The 16400-nt window shown below is 30.4% G+C and carries 17 protein-coding genes; all 17 read right to left on the bottom strand.

Annotation, left to right across the window (positions count from 1 at the left end; translation table 11 throughout):
• Window positions 1-136: 136 nt before the first annotated feature.
• The gene (gene cwlD, locus ACZJV1_RS01730; protein WP_463651216.1) at window positions 137-826 is read right to left on the bottom strand and encodes an N-acetylmuramoyl-L-alanine amidase CwlD; all 690 of its coding nucleotides are present in this window, start codon (window positions 824-826) and stop codon (window positions 137-139) included.
• Between the two features lie 129 nt (window positions 827-955).
• On the bottom strand, window positions 956-2572 hold the full coding sequence (locus tag ACZJV1_RS01725; protein WP_460288980.1) for a Na/Pi cotransporter family protein: 1617 nt from the start codon (window positions 2570-2572) through the stop codon (window positions 956-958).
• A 766-nt stretch (window positions 2573-3338) separates the two neighbouring features.
• A complete protein-coding gene (locus ACZJV1_RS01720; RefSeq protein WP_463651215.1) occupies window positions 3339-4919 on the bottom strand; it encodes a C40 family peptidase in 1581 nt (526 codons plus the stop codon).
• A 203-nt stretch (window positions 4920-5122) separates the two neighbouring features.
• Window positions 5123-6553, bottom strand: coding sequence for a triple tyrosine motif-containing protein (locus tag ACZJV1_RS01715; RefSeq protein ID WP_463651214.1), 1431 nt, complete (start codon window positions 6551-6553; stop codon window positions 5123-5125).
• Window positions 6554-6713: 160 nt separating this feature from the next.
• Window positions 6714-7550: an N-acetylmuramoyl-L-alanine amidase gene (locus ACZJV1_RS01710; protein ID WP_463651213.1), complete on the bottom strand. Its 837-nt coding sequence runs from the start codon at window positions 7548-7550 to the stop codon at window positions 6714-6716.
• A gap of 47 nt (window positions 7551-7597) precedes the next feature.
• Window positions 7598-7849 (bottom strand): phage holin family protein, encoded by a 252-nt coding sequence (locus ACZJV1_RS01705; RefSeq protein ID WP_463651212.1) that lies wholly within the window; start codon window positions 7847-7849, stop codon window positions 7598-7600.
• A gap of 1 nt (window position 7850) precedes the next feature.
• Window positions 7851-8135, bottom strand: a complete 285-nt coding sequence (locus ACZJV1_RS01700; RefSeq protein WP_463651211.1) for a hypothetical protein — start codon at window positions 8133-8135, stop codon at window positions 7851-7853.
• Window positions 8136-8297: 162 nt separating this feature from the next.
• Window positions 8298-8447, bottom strand: coding sequence for a hypothetical protein (locus ACZJV1_RS01695; protein WP_463651210.1), 150 nt, complete (start codon window positions 8445-8447; stop codon window positions 8298-8300).
• 3 nt (window positions 8448-8450) lie between these two features.
• The gene (locus tag ACZJV1_RS01690) at window positions 8451-8747 is read right to left on the bottom strand and encodes a hypothetical protein (protein WP_463651209.1); all 297 of its coding nucleotides are present in this window, start codon (window positions 8745-8747) and stop codon (window positions 8451-8453) included.
• Window positions 8748-8759: 12 nt separating this feature from the next.
• Window positions 8760-9407: a gp53-like domain-containing protein gene (locus ACZJV1_RS01685; protein ID WP_463651208.1), complete on the bottom strand. Its 648-nt coding sequence runs from the start codon at window positions 9405-9407 to the stop codon at window positions 8760-8762.
• Window positions 9408-9419: 12 nt separating this feature from the next.
• Window positions 9420-11261 (bottom strand): Gp37-like protein, encoded by a 1842-nt coding sequence (locus ACZJV1_RS01680; protein WP_463651207.1) that lies wholly within the window; start codon window positions 11259-11261, stop codon window positions 9420-9422.
• Window positions 11252-11860, bottom strand: a complete 609-nt coding sequence (locus tag ACZJV1_RS01675; RefSeq protein WP_463651206.1) for a hypothetical protein — start codon at window positions 11858-11860, stop codon at window positions 11252-11254. The genes ACZJV1_RS01680 and ACZJV1_RS01675 overlap by 10 nt, the downstream gene beginning before the upstream one ends.
• A gap of 11 nt (window positions 11861-11871) precedes the next feature.
• The gene (locus ACZJV1_RS01670; protein WP_463651205.1) at window positions 11872-12729 is read right to left on the bottom strand and encodes a phage tail family protein; all 858 of its coding nucleotides are present in this window, start codon (window positions 12727-12729) and stop codon (window positions 11872-11874) included.
• Window positions 12730-12737: 8 nt separating this feature from the next.
• Window positions 12738-14888: a phage tail protein gene (locus ACZJV1_RS01665; protein WP_463651204.1), complete on the bottom strand. Its 2151-nt coding sequence runs from the start codon at window positions 14886-14888 to the stop codon at window positions 12738-12740.
• Window positions 14889-14902: 14 nt separating this feature from the next.
• On the bottom strand, window positions 14903-15229 hold the full coding sequence (locus ACZJV1_RS01660) for a hypothetical protein (protein WP_463651203.1): 327 nt from the start codon (window positions 15227-15229) through the stop codon (window positions 14903-14905).
• On the bottom strand, window positions 15187-15519 hold the full coding sequence (locus ACZJV1_RS01655; RefSeq protein ID WP_463651202.1) for a hypothetical protein: 333 nt from the start codon (window positions 15517-15519) through the stop codon (window positions 15187-15189). Before ACZJV1_RS01655 ends, ACZJV1_RS01660 begins: the two co-directional genes overlap by 43 nt.
• A 42-nt stretch (window positions 15520-15561) precedes the next feature.
• Entirely contained in the window at window positions 15562-16398 is an 837-nt protein-coding gene (locus ACZJV1_RS01650; protein ID WP_463651201.1) for a chitobiase/beta-hexosaminidase C-terminal domain-containing protein, read from the bottom strand.
• Window positions 16399-16400 lie beyond the last annotated feature (2 nt).

Below are 16400 nucleotides of genomic sequence, written 5' to 3'. Positions count from 1 at the left end.
TTAATAAATATATTATTATGCAAAAAGAAACAAGATATATTATTTTTTATAAAATATATCTTGTTTCTTTAATTTATTATAGAATTAAAATATCTTCGACAATAAGTTTTGATATATTTCCCCGGAAATTTATCTATTAATTATTTTGCTTATTAATTTCTTCAAAATATTTTTCTATTCCAAGGGATATTCCTTTAACTATTAAATTTTGATGTTCTTCTGTTTGTAACTTTTGTTCTTCTTCAGGATTAGATAAAAATCCACATTCAACTAATACTGAAGCTCCTTCATAATTATCTCTTAGAATTAAATAAGAATCTCCTGCTGGCTTTGATACTCTTTTATTATTATCTTTAACAGTTTCCTTTAATGATTCTTGTATATTGTCTGCTAACTTTTTACTTACATCATTTGATGAATGCCATACCTGTGCACCAAAACACTTTGATTGTGGGAACATATTTTGATGAATTGAAATAAAAACATCACATTTTGTTTCCGGTTTAAGATCTCTTCTCTTTTTCAAGTCTTCTCTTTTCTTTTCTTTTATAGTTGAACCTTTTTCTTCTAAACCTGTATCACTATCTCTAGTTAAATAAACCTTATATCCTTTACCCTCTAAGGCACCTTTAAGTTTTAAGCTTATTTGTAAATTTATATCCTTCTCTATAATACCTGTTTTTGATTTAGCTCCACCATCAAATCCACCATGCCCTGGATCTATTAAAATAATTTTTTGATCTGTTTCTTCTGCCAAAACTCTAACAGATGTAAAACATAAAAGTGACATAATGATAGATAAAAATATTAAGTTAAATTTCTTCATTAGTATGCCTCCATAATATTTATAAAATTGGTTATAAAAATATTATGTCCAATTTATTTATTTTTCTTACTAATAAAAAAATCTCTAGTTTAGGAACTTATATCCTTTACTAGAGATTTTTTATATTTTTTAACTATTTTCTATAACACTTTCTGCTATATTAGTTGAATGATCACCTATTCTTTCTAAGTTACTTAATAAATCTAAGAATATAGCTCCTGCATATGCATTGCATGTACCATCGTAAAGTCTTTTTATATGAAGCTCTCTATATTTCTTTTGTAATCTATCTACTTCTGCTTCTATAGGCTCTATACTTTTAGCTTTTTCTACATCCTTTTTAGCATAACTGTCTATTGCTACATCTAAACATTCAGTAGCCTTATTATACATATTATGTAATTGTTCTATTGCTTGATTACTATATTCAAACTTCTTAGAAATTTTTTGTTCTGTTAAAGCAGCTATATTTTTAGCATGATCTCCTATTCTTTCTATATCATTTATAACATGGAAAGTTGCTGCTACAATACTTAATTCTTTATCAGATAAATCACATTTTGAAAGCTTAACTAGGTAAGTTGTAATTGCTTCATTTAAAGTATTTACAACAACTTCATTATCATATACTTTTTTAATTAACTTTTCATCATTACTTTCAAAAGCTTCTATAGCTAAAGCTAATCCTTTTTTAGCTTTATTAGCCATTCTTAGTGTTTCTTTTGCAACTTGTCCAGCAGCAATAACTGGAGTTTCTAATAATCTATCATCTATGTACTTTGGTCCTGGTTTGTCTTCCTCATCATCTCCTGGTATTATTCTATTTACTATTTTAATTAATACTCCAGTAAGAGGTAGCATTATAGCAGTATTTACTATATTGAATACTGTGTGAGCATTAGCAATTTGTCTACTAACATCTCCTGGGCTTAATGTAGATACAAAATTACCTAAAATTCCACTTAATAGTACTGGTATAAATATTAATGTTCCACCTAAATTAAATATTAAATGCATTATTGCAGCTTTATGTGCTGTTTTATTTGTTCCAACAGATGCTATCATAGCTGTAATACATGTACCAATATTACATCCAAATACTATTGGAAGCGCATTATGTATATTTATTGCCCCAGCAGTTGCTAAAGCTACTAAAATTCCTGTAGTTGCTGATGAGCTTTGAAGTACGGCAGTTATAACTGCTCCTGCAATTATCCCTAAATACCACTTATCACCTACTGTTGCTAATATTTCTTGGAATATAGGTGAAGCTGTTAGAGGTTTCATTGAATCACTCATTTGTCCCATACCAACAAATAAGATACCAAATCCTAATATTATGTTTCCTATATCTTTTCTCTTTTTGCCCTTTGCAAACATAACCATAAATGCCCCTACAAAAACAAATAGCGGAGCAATTTCATCTAACTTAAAGGCAACTAATTGTGCAGTAATTGTTGTACCAATGTTAGCTCCCATTATAATTCCTGCTGCTTGCGCTAAGTTCATTAATCCAGCATTTACAAATCCTACCACCATTACAGTTGTAGCACTACTGCTTTGTATTACGGCTGTAACTATTGCACCTACTAATACAGCAACTATTGGATTTCTAGTTACTTTTTCAAGTATTGACTTTAATCCATCTCCAGCTGCATTTTCTAGGCCATCTCCCATTAACTTCATTCCATAAATGAACAGCCCTAATCCACCAACTAACTTTATAATAACCATTAATGATTCCAAAGTTATTCTCCTTTTCAACATTATTTTTACAAGTTTAGTTTACATTATTTTTTAACATTTGTTAAGTAATTAAACATATTTTTAACTTAAATTTAATATAACTACTAAACTTATTAAATTAATATAATTAAAAAAGATGTTTATTATAAATTACTATACTTTATAATTTAAGAAATTATAGTCATCTGTTAGCTATCGTTAAAAAGCATAGATTTCTATAACTTTTTATAAAAAAATAAATCCCACAACCATGCGGTTTGTGGGATTTGTGAAGTTCCATATATTATCTCTTTGAGAATTGACAATGGCTTATATACTGCACTTAAATTATATTTGTTAGTTATGTGTTAGTTACTTATTTTTATTTATATGTCTTTATAAAACTGTATAAATAGTCTCTATTTTTAAAGGTATATTTTTTACTATATATAAAGGAAGTAATTTTTTAAATTATAATAAACTTTGCATATTGTTTAACTTATTTACTATAGCTTGTTTAAAAATCTTCATACTAGATATAAATTAAATGAGGTGATTATATGGTATATGGTATTTTTCTGCATGTATTATTAATTCTATCTGTCGCTTTAATAGTTCTATTAAGTTATAAATTATTTTATTATATTATAGCAATTAGAAATAGCCTACTAGGCATAAAATGAAGTGAAAAAGAGCTTATTGATAAATTTAAATTTTATAAATAAAAAAAAGTACCTAGATTTTACTCTAAGTACTTTTTATTATAGTTAATTTTATAATCAGTAAATTATAATACTCTTCTTGCAGTATAAAAATCAGTTATATTACTTTCGATTACATTAACACCTTCCCTAGAATTATGAATCATCTTACCATTCGACGTGTATATACCAACGTGATTTCCGCCTAATGTAAATACTAAGTCTCCTGCTCTAAGATTAGCTTGTGAAACTTCGACTCCCTGCTCCATTTGATTCCAAGTAGATCTTCCTAACGATATTCCTTGATGTGCAAAAATATGTTTTGTAAATGACGAACAATCAAATATATGCCTTGCTGCATCATCTGCACCATACACGTATGTTACAAGAGTCTTATGAGCTCTAGCTTCAGCAATTACTTTATCAGCCTTTGTTTGTGCTACATATGCTCCATCTTTTCCTAGATATTTCCCATCAACTGTAGTATCAGTAGCCATTGATCCAGAGCTAGGCCAGAAATAATATTCTTTACCACCTATTTTTTGCCATCCTGTTAACATATGCCCATCATTTAAATCTAGAAAATAAGTTTTTCCATCAACTTGTTGCCAGCCTTTTTTAACATATCCACCTGGATCTAATAAATACCATATACCATTAATTTGCTGTAATCCTGTTAACATATGTCCATCATTTAAATCTAGAAAATAAGTTTTCCCATCAACTTCTTGCCAGCCTTTTTTAACGTATCCACCTGGATCTAATAAATACCATGTACCATTAATTTGCTGCCATCCTGTTAACATATGTCCATCATTTAAATCTAGAAAATAAGTTTTTCCATCAACTTGTTGCCAGCCTTTTTTAACATATCCACCTGGATCTAATAAATACCATATACCATTAATTTGCTGCCATCCTGTTAACATATGTCCATCATTTAAATCTAGAAAATAAGTTTTCCCATCAACTTCTTGCCAGCCTTTTTTAACGTATCCACCTGGATCTAATAAATACCATATACCATCAATTTGCTGCCATCCTGTTAATATATGTCCATCATTCAAATCTAGAAAATAAGTTTTCCCATCAACTTCTTGCCAGCCTTTTTTAACGTATCCACCTGGATCTAATAAATACCATATATTATCAATTTGCTGCCATCCCGTTAACATATGTCCATCATTTAAATCTAGAAAATAAGTTTTCCCATCAACTTCTTGCCAACCTTTTTTAACATATCCACCTGGATCTAATAAATACCATATATTATCAATTTGCTGCCATCCTGTTAACATATGTCCATCATTTAAATCTAGAAAATAAGTTTTCCCATCAACTTGTTGCCAACCTTTTTTAACATATCCACCTGGATCTAATAAATACCATATATTATCAATTTGCTGCCATCCCGTTAACATATGTCCATCATTTAAATCTAGAAAATAAGTTTTTCCATCAACTTCTTGCCAGCCTTTAAGTAATATATTGTCTTTATAGAAATACCAATTACCATCCATACTCACCCATCCATTTTGTACTATTGAATGAATAGCTTGTAGACTATTAATACTTCCAAGAGCTTCAGCATTTACTTTTACTACAGGTAAAATAGTATTATTAATCATCAGTATTCCAATAATCAAAGCAATACTTCTTTTTTTCATATTCCTCATCCCCTCGTGTTGTATTTCGTTTACATAATATCATCTTATAAATATTTTGTCAATTAATGTATTAATATAATTTTTCTTACATTTTATTTATAAATATGTATTTATGGAAATAAAAATAGCACCTAGGATATTACTCCCAAGTGCTACCTTTTTTTTATTTATGCTTTATATTATATAGTGTAGTATATAATTTTCTACTGCTTTACAACTACATCCATAAATTTATAGTCTTGGTAATTTTCAGTAGATCCCTTTGTTCTTGCATGTACTACAAATCTGTATTCTCCACTTTCTTGCAGTGTATATTCGAATATACTTCCATCAGCATAATCTCTAATAGTAACCCACTCACCTTTTGGAGTTCTCATAGCAAATTTGAATTCTGTATCTCCTGTATAGGATATTGCATGAAGCCTTATTGTCTTTCCTTTTACTAATTCATCATATACGTTTAACTCTGATAGTCTAGCCTTAGGCTTTACATTCACGTCTACAAATTTATAATCTTCATAGTCTTTATAAGATCCCTTCATTCTTGCATGTACTACAAATCTGTATTCTCCACTTTCTTGTAATGTATACTTATATATACTTTCATCTCCATAGTCCTTGATAGTTATCCATTCACCGTTTGGAGTTCTTGCAGCAAATTTAAATTCAGTATCTCCTGTATTAGATATAGCATGAAGTCTTACTTCATTTCCTTCTACTAAATCATCATACACTTTAAGTTCTGATAAGTTAGCTTTTTGGCTTGGTTTTACAAAGGCATCTACAACTTTATAGTCTTCATAGCTTTCAGTTGATCCCTTTAATCTTGCTTGTACTTCAAATCTATATTGTCCACTCTCTTGTAATACATATTGGTATATACTTCCATCTTCATAATCTCTAATTGTCATCCATTCTCCCTTAGGATCTCTTACACGAAATCTAAACTCAGTATCTCCTGTATTAGATATAGCATGAAGTGTTATTTTTCTTCCTTCTAATAGTTCATCATATACTTTAAGCTCTGATAAACTAGCTTTTGGTTTATTTACAACTCCTATAACTCTTCGAATAGATATAATACTATTTCTTATAACTCCATATCCAGCTCCCCAGTTAGTATTAAGAGAGTCTACTCTAACATTTCCTCCTCTTTCGTTAGTACCTGACTCATGTACAATCTCTCCATTTCCTATATACATTCCTACATGATCTCCTGTAGGATTATATTCGCCTGGCCATGAAAATATAATTAAATCTCCTGGCACTAAATTACTATAATTCCCACTCTTTGGACCTTCTATTGCTATGCCACTACCTACACTCATTTGAGAGCCTGTCCAATCTTGAAATCTAATACCTAGTGCTGTTGCATATACTGCTGATGTAAAGTCAGAGCAATCCATACTTTTTGGCCAATTATTTTTATCTAAAATTCCAGTTTGCCAATTGTATGAACTTGGGCTCCAATAAGGTATTTTTCCTTTCCAATATAAGGCTTCATTAACTAGCTTCTGCTGATTAGTTATTGTATCTGCTTTTGCTTTAATTGGAGAAGTAATTCCAAGTAATAAAACAAGACTTAACATTGTAGCTACTACCTTATTGATTTTTTTCAGTCCTTTTTTTAACATAAGTTCATCTCCCCTTAATATATTTCGTTTACATAATATCATTTTATGTTTAATATGTCAATTAATGTATTATTATATTTTATTTTACATATTATCAATTAATTAGAGTTTTATATAAAAAATAGCACCTAGGATATTACTCCCAAGTGCTACCTTACTTTTATAACCTATTTATAAACTTTAAAACTTCTTTTACTGTTTCATATCTGTCATTACCTTTTAAATATTTAGTAGTATATCCACTAAATCCAACTTGTCCATTTTCTCCCTTTCTAGGATTATCTCCACCTATTGCAATTATATTTTCTGCTACATTTGAATAATTGAAAGGTAGCGTCGCATCTATACAAGGACATTGTAAATAGTCTGCTAGATACTCAGCTGCTCTCTTATCAACTTGATTGCAATAACATACTAAATTTTTCATATCGCATTTTCTCTCCTCTACTACATTATTAATTTTTTTATTGCTTATTGCTTCTGCAATTACTTTTCCTATTAAATCACTTCCACGTCTTCTGTAAAGTTCTACATCTTCATTTGCTTCTACAAAGCATACTTCAACAATTATAGAAGCCATCTTAGTTGCTTTTAATTCATATAAGTCGGTTCTTTCCTTTACTCCTCTATTTACAAATCCTAAATCACCTATAGCATTTACTATTCTTGAAGCTACTTCTTCATCTAGCTTAATATTATCTGATTTACTATAAACCCAAGCTTCTGTTCCTATCTTCCCTTCATAGTAGCTGTACGCTTTATTAAAGTGTATCGAAATAAATAAATCTGCTCCCCAGTCATTAGCCCTTGAAACTCCATATACTAAATCATTATCACTATCCATATTACCTGGTGTAACATCTAAAACAGTATGACCTAATTGGTTTAAGTATTTAATAACACTATCTTTTACTTTTCTATCTTCTGTAGTTTCATCAATTAAAGCTGAAGCTCCTTTTGCTAGAAAGTTATGTCCGCCCCTTACTGCTATTTTCATAATAAATTCCTCCTTTTAAATAAAAAGAACAGGATTAATCCTGTTCCTTATTCTTGCTTATTAACTTGCTTAAATAATTGATTAGTATAAACTGCTGCACCAGTAACTAAAATCCCTTGAATTATTGCATTTATATTAAATCCTAATAAAGCTATTGCTCCTAAAACACCAAATACTAATAATATAACTGGAATATACTTATCTCCTATTTTTTCAGTTCCTTTTATAATTAGTCCTATAACATATAATGCAGGTACCAATATTAAAGCATTTTCAATTATAAATTTTACAAATTCCATTTTATACATCTCCTTTTTCTATATTATCAATTCTTTTATGTGCTGATTTACAGCTTTCCTCTACTCTTATAAGTCTTTCATTCATATCTGATACTGACTTATTTATTCCTCTAACATCATATTTAATATCATCTACACCTTTAGAAACATATTTCATTTCTTCTCCTATTTTAGTTATTCCTTCTGTTTCTTCTTTAGTATCCTTAGATTTATTTCTACTAATTGTTATTAATGTTCCTACACATCCAATAATAGAACATATAAGAGCAATACTTATTGTTTCCATACTTAACCTTTCTTTCCAATAAAAAAAGAACCTACACTGTAAATTCTAATTGACTTGAATGTTTATTTAATTTATTATTTTTTATGGTAGTTAACTATTTTACTAGGTGGATTTCATTAACACATACTTTATATCCTTAATCCACCTAGTTTTTTAATATATTTATTTTCCTTCTAGTAAACTAACTAATCCATTATACTCTTCTTGATTAATTCTATTATTAAGTAAAAATACATCTAACTTTGAACACATTTCTTCTTTAGTTCCATAAGTACCTTTATTAATTACTGTTACACATAATTTATAAGTCATTGATTACACCCCCAACTCTATTTTACTTAATCTGTATTCTACATCTAAAAGATAATCTTCTATTCCTGGCTCTTTTGGTACTTCTTTAATTTCTGGAGTATATTCTTCTATATAATTAAATAATTCATTTCCAGCTGGTGTCTCTTTTAATCTAAATTGCTTACCTTGACTTTGCAATAAAAAATAATTATCAAAGTCCTCTGTACTTATTTCTATATCAGTATCCAATATCAAATCTGTTTCATCTTTAAATCCAAACTGATTTTCTTGTTTATTTATAATGGATAAATAACGTTTCAAAATTACCCCTCCTTAATAGCCTAAAGCTCTCCATTTAAATTTTAATGTTCCATTAGCGCCTACTTTGCAATGGTATTGGAATGTGTTTGTATTTTCTGTTAGATATGGTAAAACCCTTAAATCTGCATCATGATTATTGCCATCAGCTAAAATTTGTATATCTAAGCTTACAACTGTATTAGGAAAAAGTTTTGGATATTGTATACTCCATCCTGTGCACCATGCATTAGCTGCTTGTCCTGTAATAGTTACGACTCCCCATTGCTCTATAAAACCATCTGCAGTTTGCTTATGACCGGTTGTAGCTTTTATACTTATAAAGTCTTTTAAGCACACTATCGGATTAGCTGCATTATTCTCCCACACGGAAGGTCTTTCTGCCCCTACTAGGAAAGTTGGATTTAATGCATCTCCTAATGTTACTGCTCCGTTATTTTGCATATAAACAAGAATCACTTCTCTACCACTACTCATTTTACTTTTAACTTTTTTTGTTGGTGGCAGTTCAATATCTCCGTTTACTTTTCCACCTTTATCAAAAAAATCTTTCAATGAAGTTCCATCTTCAAGTTTAACTTGTGCAGCTACAGTTTCAAAGCAATGCGTGTCCCAATCTATGCCATTAAATGTTTTAAAAGCCCTTTTTATTGTTTGTGCCATTATATCTCCTCCTTATATCCATACTGTACCTATAGGTACGTTACTTGGTTGTGTAACAGATTTAATTATTTGTGTTCCATCTTTTCCTGGAGGTCCTTGTAGTCCAGTTGCCCCCGTATCTCCCGTCTCGCCTTTAGTCCCTTGAATACCTTGTATTCCTCTTGATGGCTTTCCTGTGTCTACATTTCCAAAATACCAATTACCATTTGTTCCTATAGTAGGAGTTACTCCATCTGTTCCCTTAGGACCTTGTAAATTAACATAATTATAATTAATCTTCCCTTGTTGTCTAACTCCTAGTTGAGTACCATTCCATATAAACTCTAAGTTTTTTCCATCTGCCCCTTGTTGGCCTGGTATTCCTTGAAGTCCTTTTTCTCCTTGTATTCCTTGCTCTCCTTTTTCTCCTTTTAACTCCACATAAGTATAGCTTGTTTGTCCTTCAACTCTAATACCTAACTTAGTACCATTCCAATTAAATTCAATTGATTTTCCCTGAATACCTTGATCTCCCTTATCTCCTTGAGTTCCCTTCAAATCCACATATTGATAAGTTGATTCATTTTCCTTTTTTACTCCGAGCTTAGTACCATTCCATATAAAATTAAGTCCTACTCCTGGCTCTCCTTTAGGTCCTATATCCCCCTTGCTACCTTTTAAATCTACATAAGTATAAGAAGTTTCATCTTCTCTCTTAATTCCTAATTTACTTCCATTCCAAAGATATTGAACGCTATACCCCTGTGGTCCTCTTTCCCCTACTTCACCAGGAGGCCCTTGTACACTTTCTTGCAAAGGGATATCTGTAGTTTGTTTGATTTTTTCTCCGAGAGTTGGGATAGAAGTACCAAAGGTAGGTTCTACTTTATACCCACTTCCTTCCCAGACTTCCCTAATTTCTGTTACTCTATTATGCATTATTAACTTCATTTTTTTGTTCGCAGTAGTTACTACGTCCCCTAAATTCCAAGTTTTTTTATAATCATTAACATCCACTTCACACTCGAAGTTAGTTACTTGTGGAGTTTCAGATAGTTTAATCTTACCTCTATCTGCTAGGCTTCCCCCCTCATTAATATCTCTTGCATCTATAAAAGTTTCCCTTCTATTAAAACCACTTAAGTTACTATTAAGAAGCTCAACTTCTCTATTAGCTCCTTCTCCTTGCCCAGCTACATAAGCCATATTTTTATATCCTATATTACTTTCTAAATAATTCTGTTTACGTATATTATCATAATCTACGCTAAAAATCTGTGGGGGATTAATATTCTGCTCTGTACTTAAATCTTTACCTTCTAGTACTTTAAAAATAAATTTTTTTAATTTTATATCTAAAGTTATAGTCCAACCTAAACCACTTGTTTTTGAAAGTTTAGTTAGTTCATCAGCAACGTTTTTATATCTAGTTTGAAATTCTAACTTAATCCCTCTATTCTTAGAAACTTCTATCATTAAATTTGGTATTTTTCTATTAACATCTAATGGATCTACTGCATTAAATTTAACTAACGCCAACATTATATCTTCTACTGTAGTATTAAAAGAGTGATAAGTATAACCTATTGGTGGAACTGTAATTCTATTAGTAAGCCAATAACCTAAACCAAATCCTTTTACAATTATATTCTCAATATCTTCCTGATTATCTTCTATATGTTCAATAACTCCAGTTCTATATCCATCTTTATCGAGCATTATAATATTACCTTTTTGAATTAATTCACTATTAAAATTCTTGATGTGAAATTCAAACTCTCCAAATGTTTCCCATTTAGAGATATAAAAAAGAGAAGTAAAAATATCTACTTCTCCAAGAAAATTAATATCACTATCAAATATTCTTATATCCATATCGATCCTGTCACCGCCCCTGTTGGCTTCTGTTCTTGAATATATATATTCCTCCAACCTTTAGCTTGTTGAGAATTAAACCATCTATCAAAATTCTCTGTAAACCCCTTTAGCATTTGATTAAACTCAGTTAAATTTTTAGGTCTTATTGCTCCACAAAGTTCTTGTCTATATCTTTCATCAGTAACAATAATATCTCCAATTCTAGGAACTAGAACTTGTGCTAAAGATAATTCATAAACTAAATTATCTCTTTGTAAATTCGGAGCAATTGGCTTACTCCCTGCTACCCCTTGCTTTAACTCAGTTGTTACTTTGCTTGTACTTAAATTTAGCCTTATTACAATTCTATCTATTCTATCATAATTTACATCCCTAGTTATATTTAATGTTTTAATACTATCGTTATAAAGATAAAATCCTTTTATAATAGAGAATCCTGAATCAACTTTAACCCCTGTGGATGTAGCTGAAATACCTAAAGTCATAGTATTATCAGAGTTAATACTTACTCCACTCTCATAAATATTATCGAAATATCTATTAAACTCTTCTTGGCCATACTCTTGCTCCCCATTGAAAAAACCACTGTATTCCACTCCAACACCTCCTATACTCCTATATACCTATTTCTATATCTAATTTCAACGCTTTGTGGCTCTAGATTATTATCTGTTGTGTATTCTATCATATTATCGCCAATTTTAAGATTAAAAAAAGTAGAATCTAAGTCTATATAATTAAAGGCATTTGTTCTAATTCCATTACGCTCGATTTCTACTTTCTTATTTCCATATTCAGTTGTTATATATAATGTATCATCACTTGTTAGCTCCCTTGTAACTCTGATAAATTCGCCTGTTCTATTGTTAATTATACATGGATTTAATGCTGGTCCTTTAAATATTACCTCTATAGGAGTTTCAACATGACCATCATTATAAATATTTTTCTTAGGCTCACCTCTTTGCTTGAATCTGAAAGGAAGTTTAAACTTAAATTTCCAACCACCAATCCAAGTAGAAATAATTTCACCTTCATCTATTAAATCTCTCCAATATGGATCATATGCTAATAATGTTATTTCACCTTCACAATATTTTTGATTACCTTTTATAGGCATAAATGCTGATCCATCTGGAATACATTTTATCTCCCTTTCTATACTTCCATAAGAATATATAAGCTTACCTTCACCTAGTTTTGGATTGAGTACTCTATTAACCTTCTCTCTTAAACTTAATATCTCATTCTTAGCATCAGAAATTATTAAAAATTTAATTATTAACTCTCTAGTTTCTAAGTTACTACTTTTATATATTTCTCCATCCTGATTTACGCCTTTATAAGTAGTATGATTAGCACCTAGTTCACTTAATCCATCAATCTTTTGAAGTAAAAAAGGCCTAGATATTGAAAATTCTACACTTTCATCATTTGCATTTATAAATTTTATTATTTGTCCCATATTTAACCTCATGCTAGCTCTAAGGCTAACCTCTTCTGACTATTTTTGAATTGTCTTGCTAACTCGCTTGGACTATCAGTTTTAGAATAAATATTAATATTTTGAGTTATATTGCCTTTACTTTCCTCTCTAACAATACCTCTTATATTTTCATACATAGAATCAAGTGGAATTACTGCTTCTGAATTTGAGCCTTTACCATTAAATTTATCTCCTACTCCTATCCCACCTGGTAAAACAGTTGGTTCTGTAAAAATTCCACCTTTATAATACCAATCAACACCTATTTTAGGCATACCTTGGTCTATCCATTTCAATGGATTTAATGAACCATCAAGTGTGAAATGTGGTAATTTAAATACAGATTTAATACTACTCCATATGTTTCCTATTGAATCTGCCGCTTGTCTAAATGGTGATACTATGCTTTCAACTATTCCTCCTATCTTATCAATTACCCATTCTATAGGACTCCAAATAACCATTTTAACGGCTCCCCATATTCCTTTTAGAATTCCAACTATCCCATCCCAAATTTGTGACCAGTTACCACTAAATATTCCTCCAATGAAATCTATTATTCCATCAAGTATTGGCTTTAATACAGTATTCCATAATGTACCTATAAAACTAAAAGCACCTTTTACTATATCCCCTATATTAGAGAATGAGCTTGACCATTTAGGTAGTAATACTGTCTCAAGAAATAATCCAATCGCTTCAAAGATAGGCTTTAATACACTGTCCCATAATTTTTTTAAAGTATCACATATCCCACTAAATATATCTACTAATATAGGAAATACATGATTAAATACCTCAGCTACTTTCTGTATAGCTTCTATAAAAAATTCCCAAATAGGTTTCCCAAAGTTTTCCCATATGGTAGCTAATGCACTAATTGTAATACTAAATAAATCTTTTAATCCCTCAAAGATAGGTCCTAAATTTTCTATTACTGTTCTTATAACAGATTCTATGCTTTCAAATATGTTTTTACAGTAATCCATAAGATCTATTAACGCATTCCCTATACCTGAATCTCTCCACTCAAATGCACTTCTTAAAGCTTCACTAATACCTTCCCCATTCCTAACTCTTGCTATTATTTCATGAATTGCTGACATCACCTTTCCTATTTCATCAAAAATAGGTAAATCTCCTATTGGTCCTGTTATTACCTCTATCATAGATTTAAAGGCTTGCCCATAATCATCAAACTCTTCCATTGATTTATTAAATGTATCTTTCATTTCAATTACTTTGTCTATTATCCAACTGAATTTATCACTTATAGATTCTGCTAGATTAGTAACTCCCTTTACTGCAAGTGACACAAAAATTTCTATTCCTTTAAAAACACCACCCAATACAGCTTGGATTATTGGCATTTTATCTAATATAAAGTCAAGAAACTTCTGAATTATTGGCATTACACTTACACCTATTTTAGTTGTTATTGCTGAAAATGAAGCTTTAACATCATCAATTGTATCTCCTAAAACAACTCCAGCTGTTACTGCTTCATCAGAAATTACAAGGCCTAAATCATGTGCTCTTTGTCTTAGCTCTTCTATTCCTTCAGCTCCATTATTTAGCATTGGCATCATTTCAACTCCTGCTTTACCAAAGAGTTCAGTGGCCAATCTTGCTTTTTCAGTTCCATTTTCCATACCTGCTAAAGCTAACATTGCTTCATTCATCATAACTTCTTGATTTTTTAATTTTCCATTTCCATCTTGCCAAGTTAGTCCAAGTTTATTAAACGCTTCAGTAGCATTTTTACTACCACTTGAAGCTGCATCCATTTGTGAAACTAATGTTTTTACTCCAACTTGAAGTTTTTCAACATCCATTCCATTTTGGCCCATTATATAATCCCACTCTTGAAAGCCTTGTTTAGATATACCTATTTTATTGCTTAGTTTGTCAATCCTATCAGTTACCTCTGCTGACTTAGTTGCCATCCCTAATAACGCTGTTCCTCCTGCTACTGCTGCTCCTGCAATTGCAGCTCCCCACTTAGCAGCAGTTCCAACACCTTTTACAAATTTACTTCCAAGCCCTTCAGCTTTTTCATCAGTTTTTGATATACTTTCATTAGCGGCATCATTATTTACTAGAATGGAACCCATAAGCTTAAATATTTCTATTGCCATGCTCTCCCTCCTTTCTATAAAGTTAGTTCAATAATACCTTTTACCTTATCTTCTATTTGTTCTTTGGTTAGTTCTTTCTCTACATTAGCACTTGTTGATCTACTTTTATTCTTATATTCTTCAAAACTTATAAATGTTTCTTTATCCATTAATCTATAATCAACTAACCATTGTTCCCAAAGCCTTCCTTCAGCTTCTTTTTCATAAGCTTTTGATATTAATTCACACCCTTCTTCAAATGAAAGATTTAATATATATTCTATATTGCTATATCTTTTTAATAAAAGCTCCTCAGTTTCTACTTTGTCAACTGTGAAGCTTTGGATAAAAAAAGCTTCCACTTATCTACACTTGCTACTTGCATAAGCTTTTCAACTAATTCTAATGGGTCCATTTCTTCAACCTCTTCTGGTTTAATTTCTAGTGGTCCTGATAAGAATTTATATATTTTCTTTTCTGAATCTTCATCAACACATTTTTCAAATATAGTGAAAATTACTTCATATCCTAATTCTTTTACATTTGTATTTTTTTCAGCTTTATCAGCAATTTTCTTTAACTCTTCTTTTAAATTTAATGACATTATTAATCTAGACATAGAAAATATGTCTTTTGTTTGTAAATTTCTCATTTAAATACCTCCATATATAAAATTAAGAGAGTAAATACTCTCTTAATTTGTTTCAATTATATAAGTTTCTGTTAGTGTTATACTATCAGGGATTCCACTTTTAAATGCTTTTGCTTTTAATATTGTATTTTTATCTATTGCTATTGCAGTAGAGTAAGTAGTATCTTTTGAAGTTGGTTCAAAACCATTAGTAGTGTACTTTATAGTTGCTCCTTCTGTTACTGTTGAAAGAGTTATTGATTTACTTCCTGCATAAGTTCCACCTTTAATATTAGCTACTGGAGTAGCTACATTTTTCTTTTTAGGATAATATATTCTATAAGGTGGCGAATCTAAATCATCTTCTGTATAATGGCCATATACTGTTATTGCAAGTACCGCATCTTTTTTATCTTCTGTTTTTATACTTAATCCATCTGTACTAAGAGCATTAAATATTTGTATTATTACTGGAGTATTTGAACCTGTTATAGTTCCAATATAAGTTAAATTATCAAGATAATCTTCATCTTTTATCTCACTTCTACCAGTAATAATGTTATATTCTCCATTACTACTTGTATCTATATCAGCAGCTCCAAGTGCAAGTTTAATAGTCTCTTCTGTTGTTTCTAATAAATTTACAGATTGGCTTACTTCCCAGCTATCTATTAATTCTAATCCCTTAGCTTTTCCAGAAACTCCATCAACCTCAATCTGCCTAATTGTTGTTACAGCCTTAAATTCTCCACCACCTTGTGTTGCACCAATTAATTTCCCTGCTTCTTTAGCACTTTCATAAGTATCAACACCTACACGAAAATTCTTAAAAAAAGCTCCTGCACCTGTTAGTATATTTTCTTTTGTTTGCTTATTAAATCCACTTTTTGCCCTTCCCATAA

Source organism: Clostridium sp. LS3 (assembly GCF_055330225.1).
Note: the sequence above shows the minus strand (reverse complement) of the source record. Positions and strands in the feature narration are given on the sequence as shown.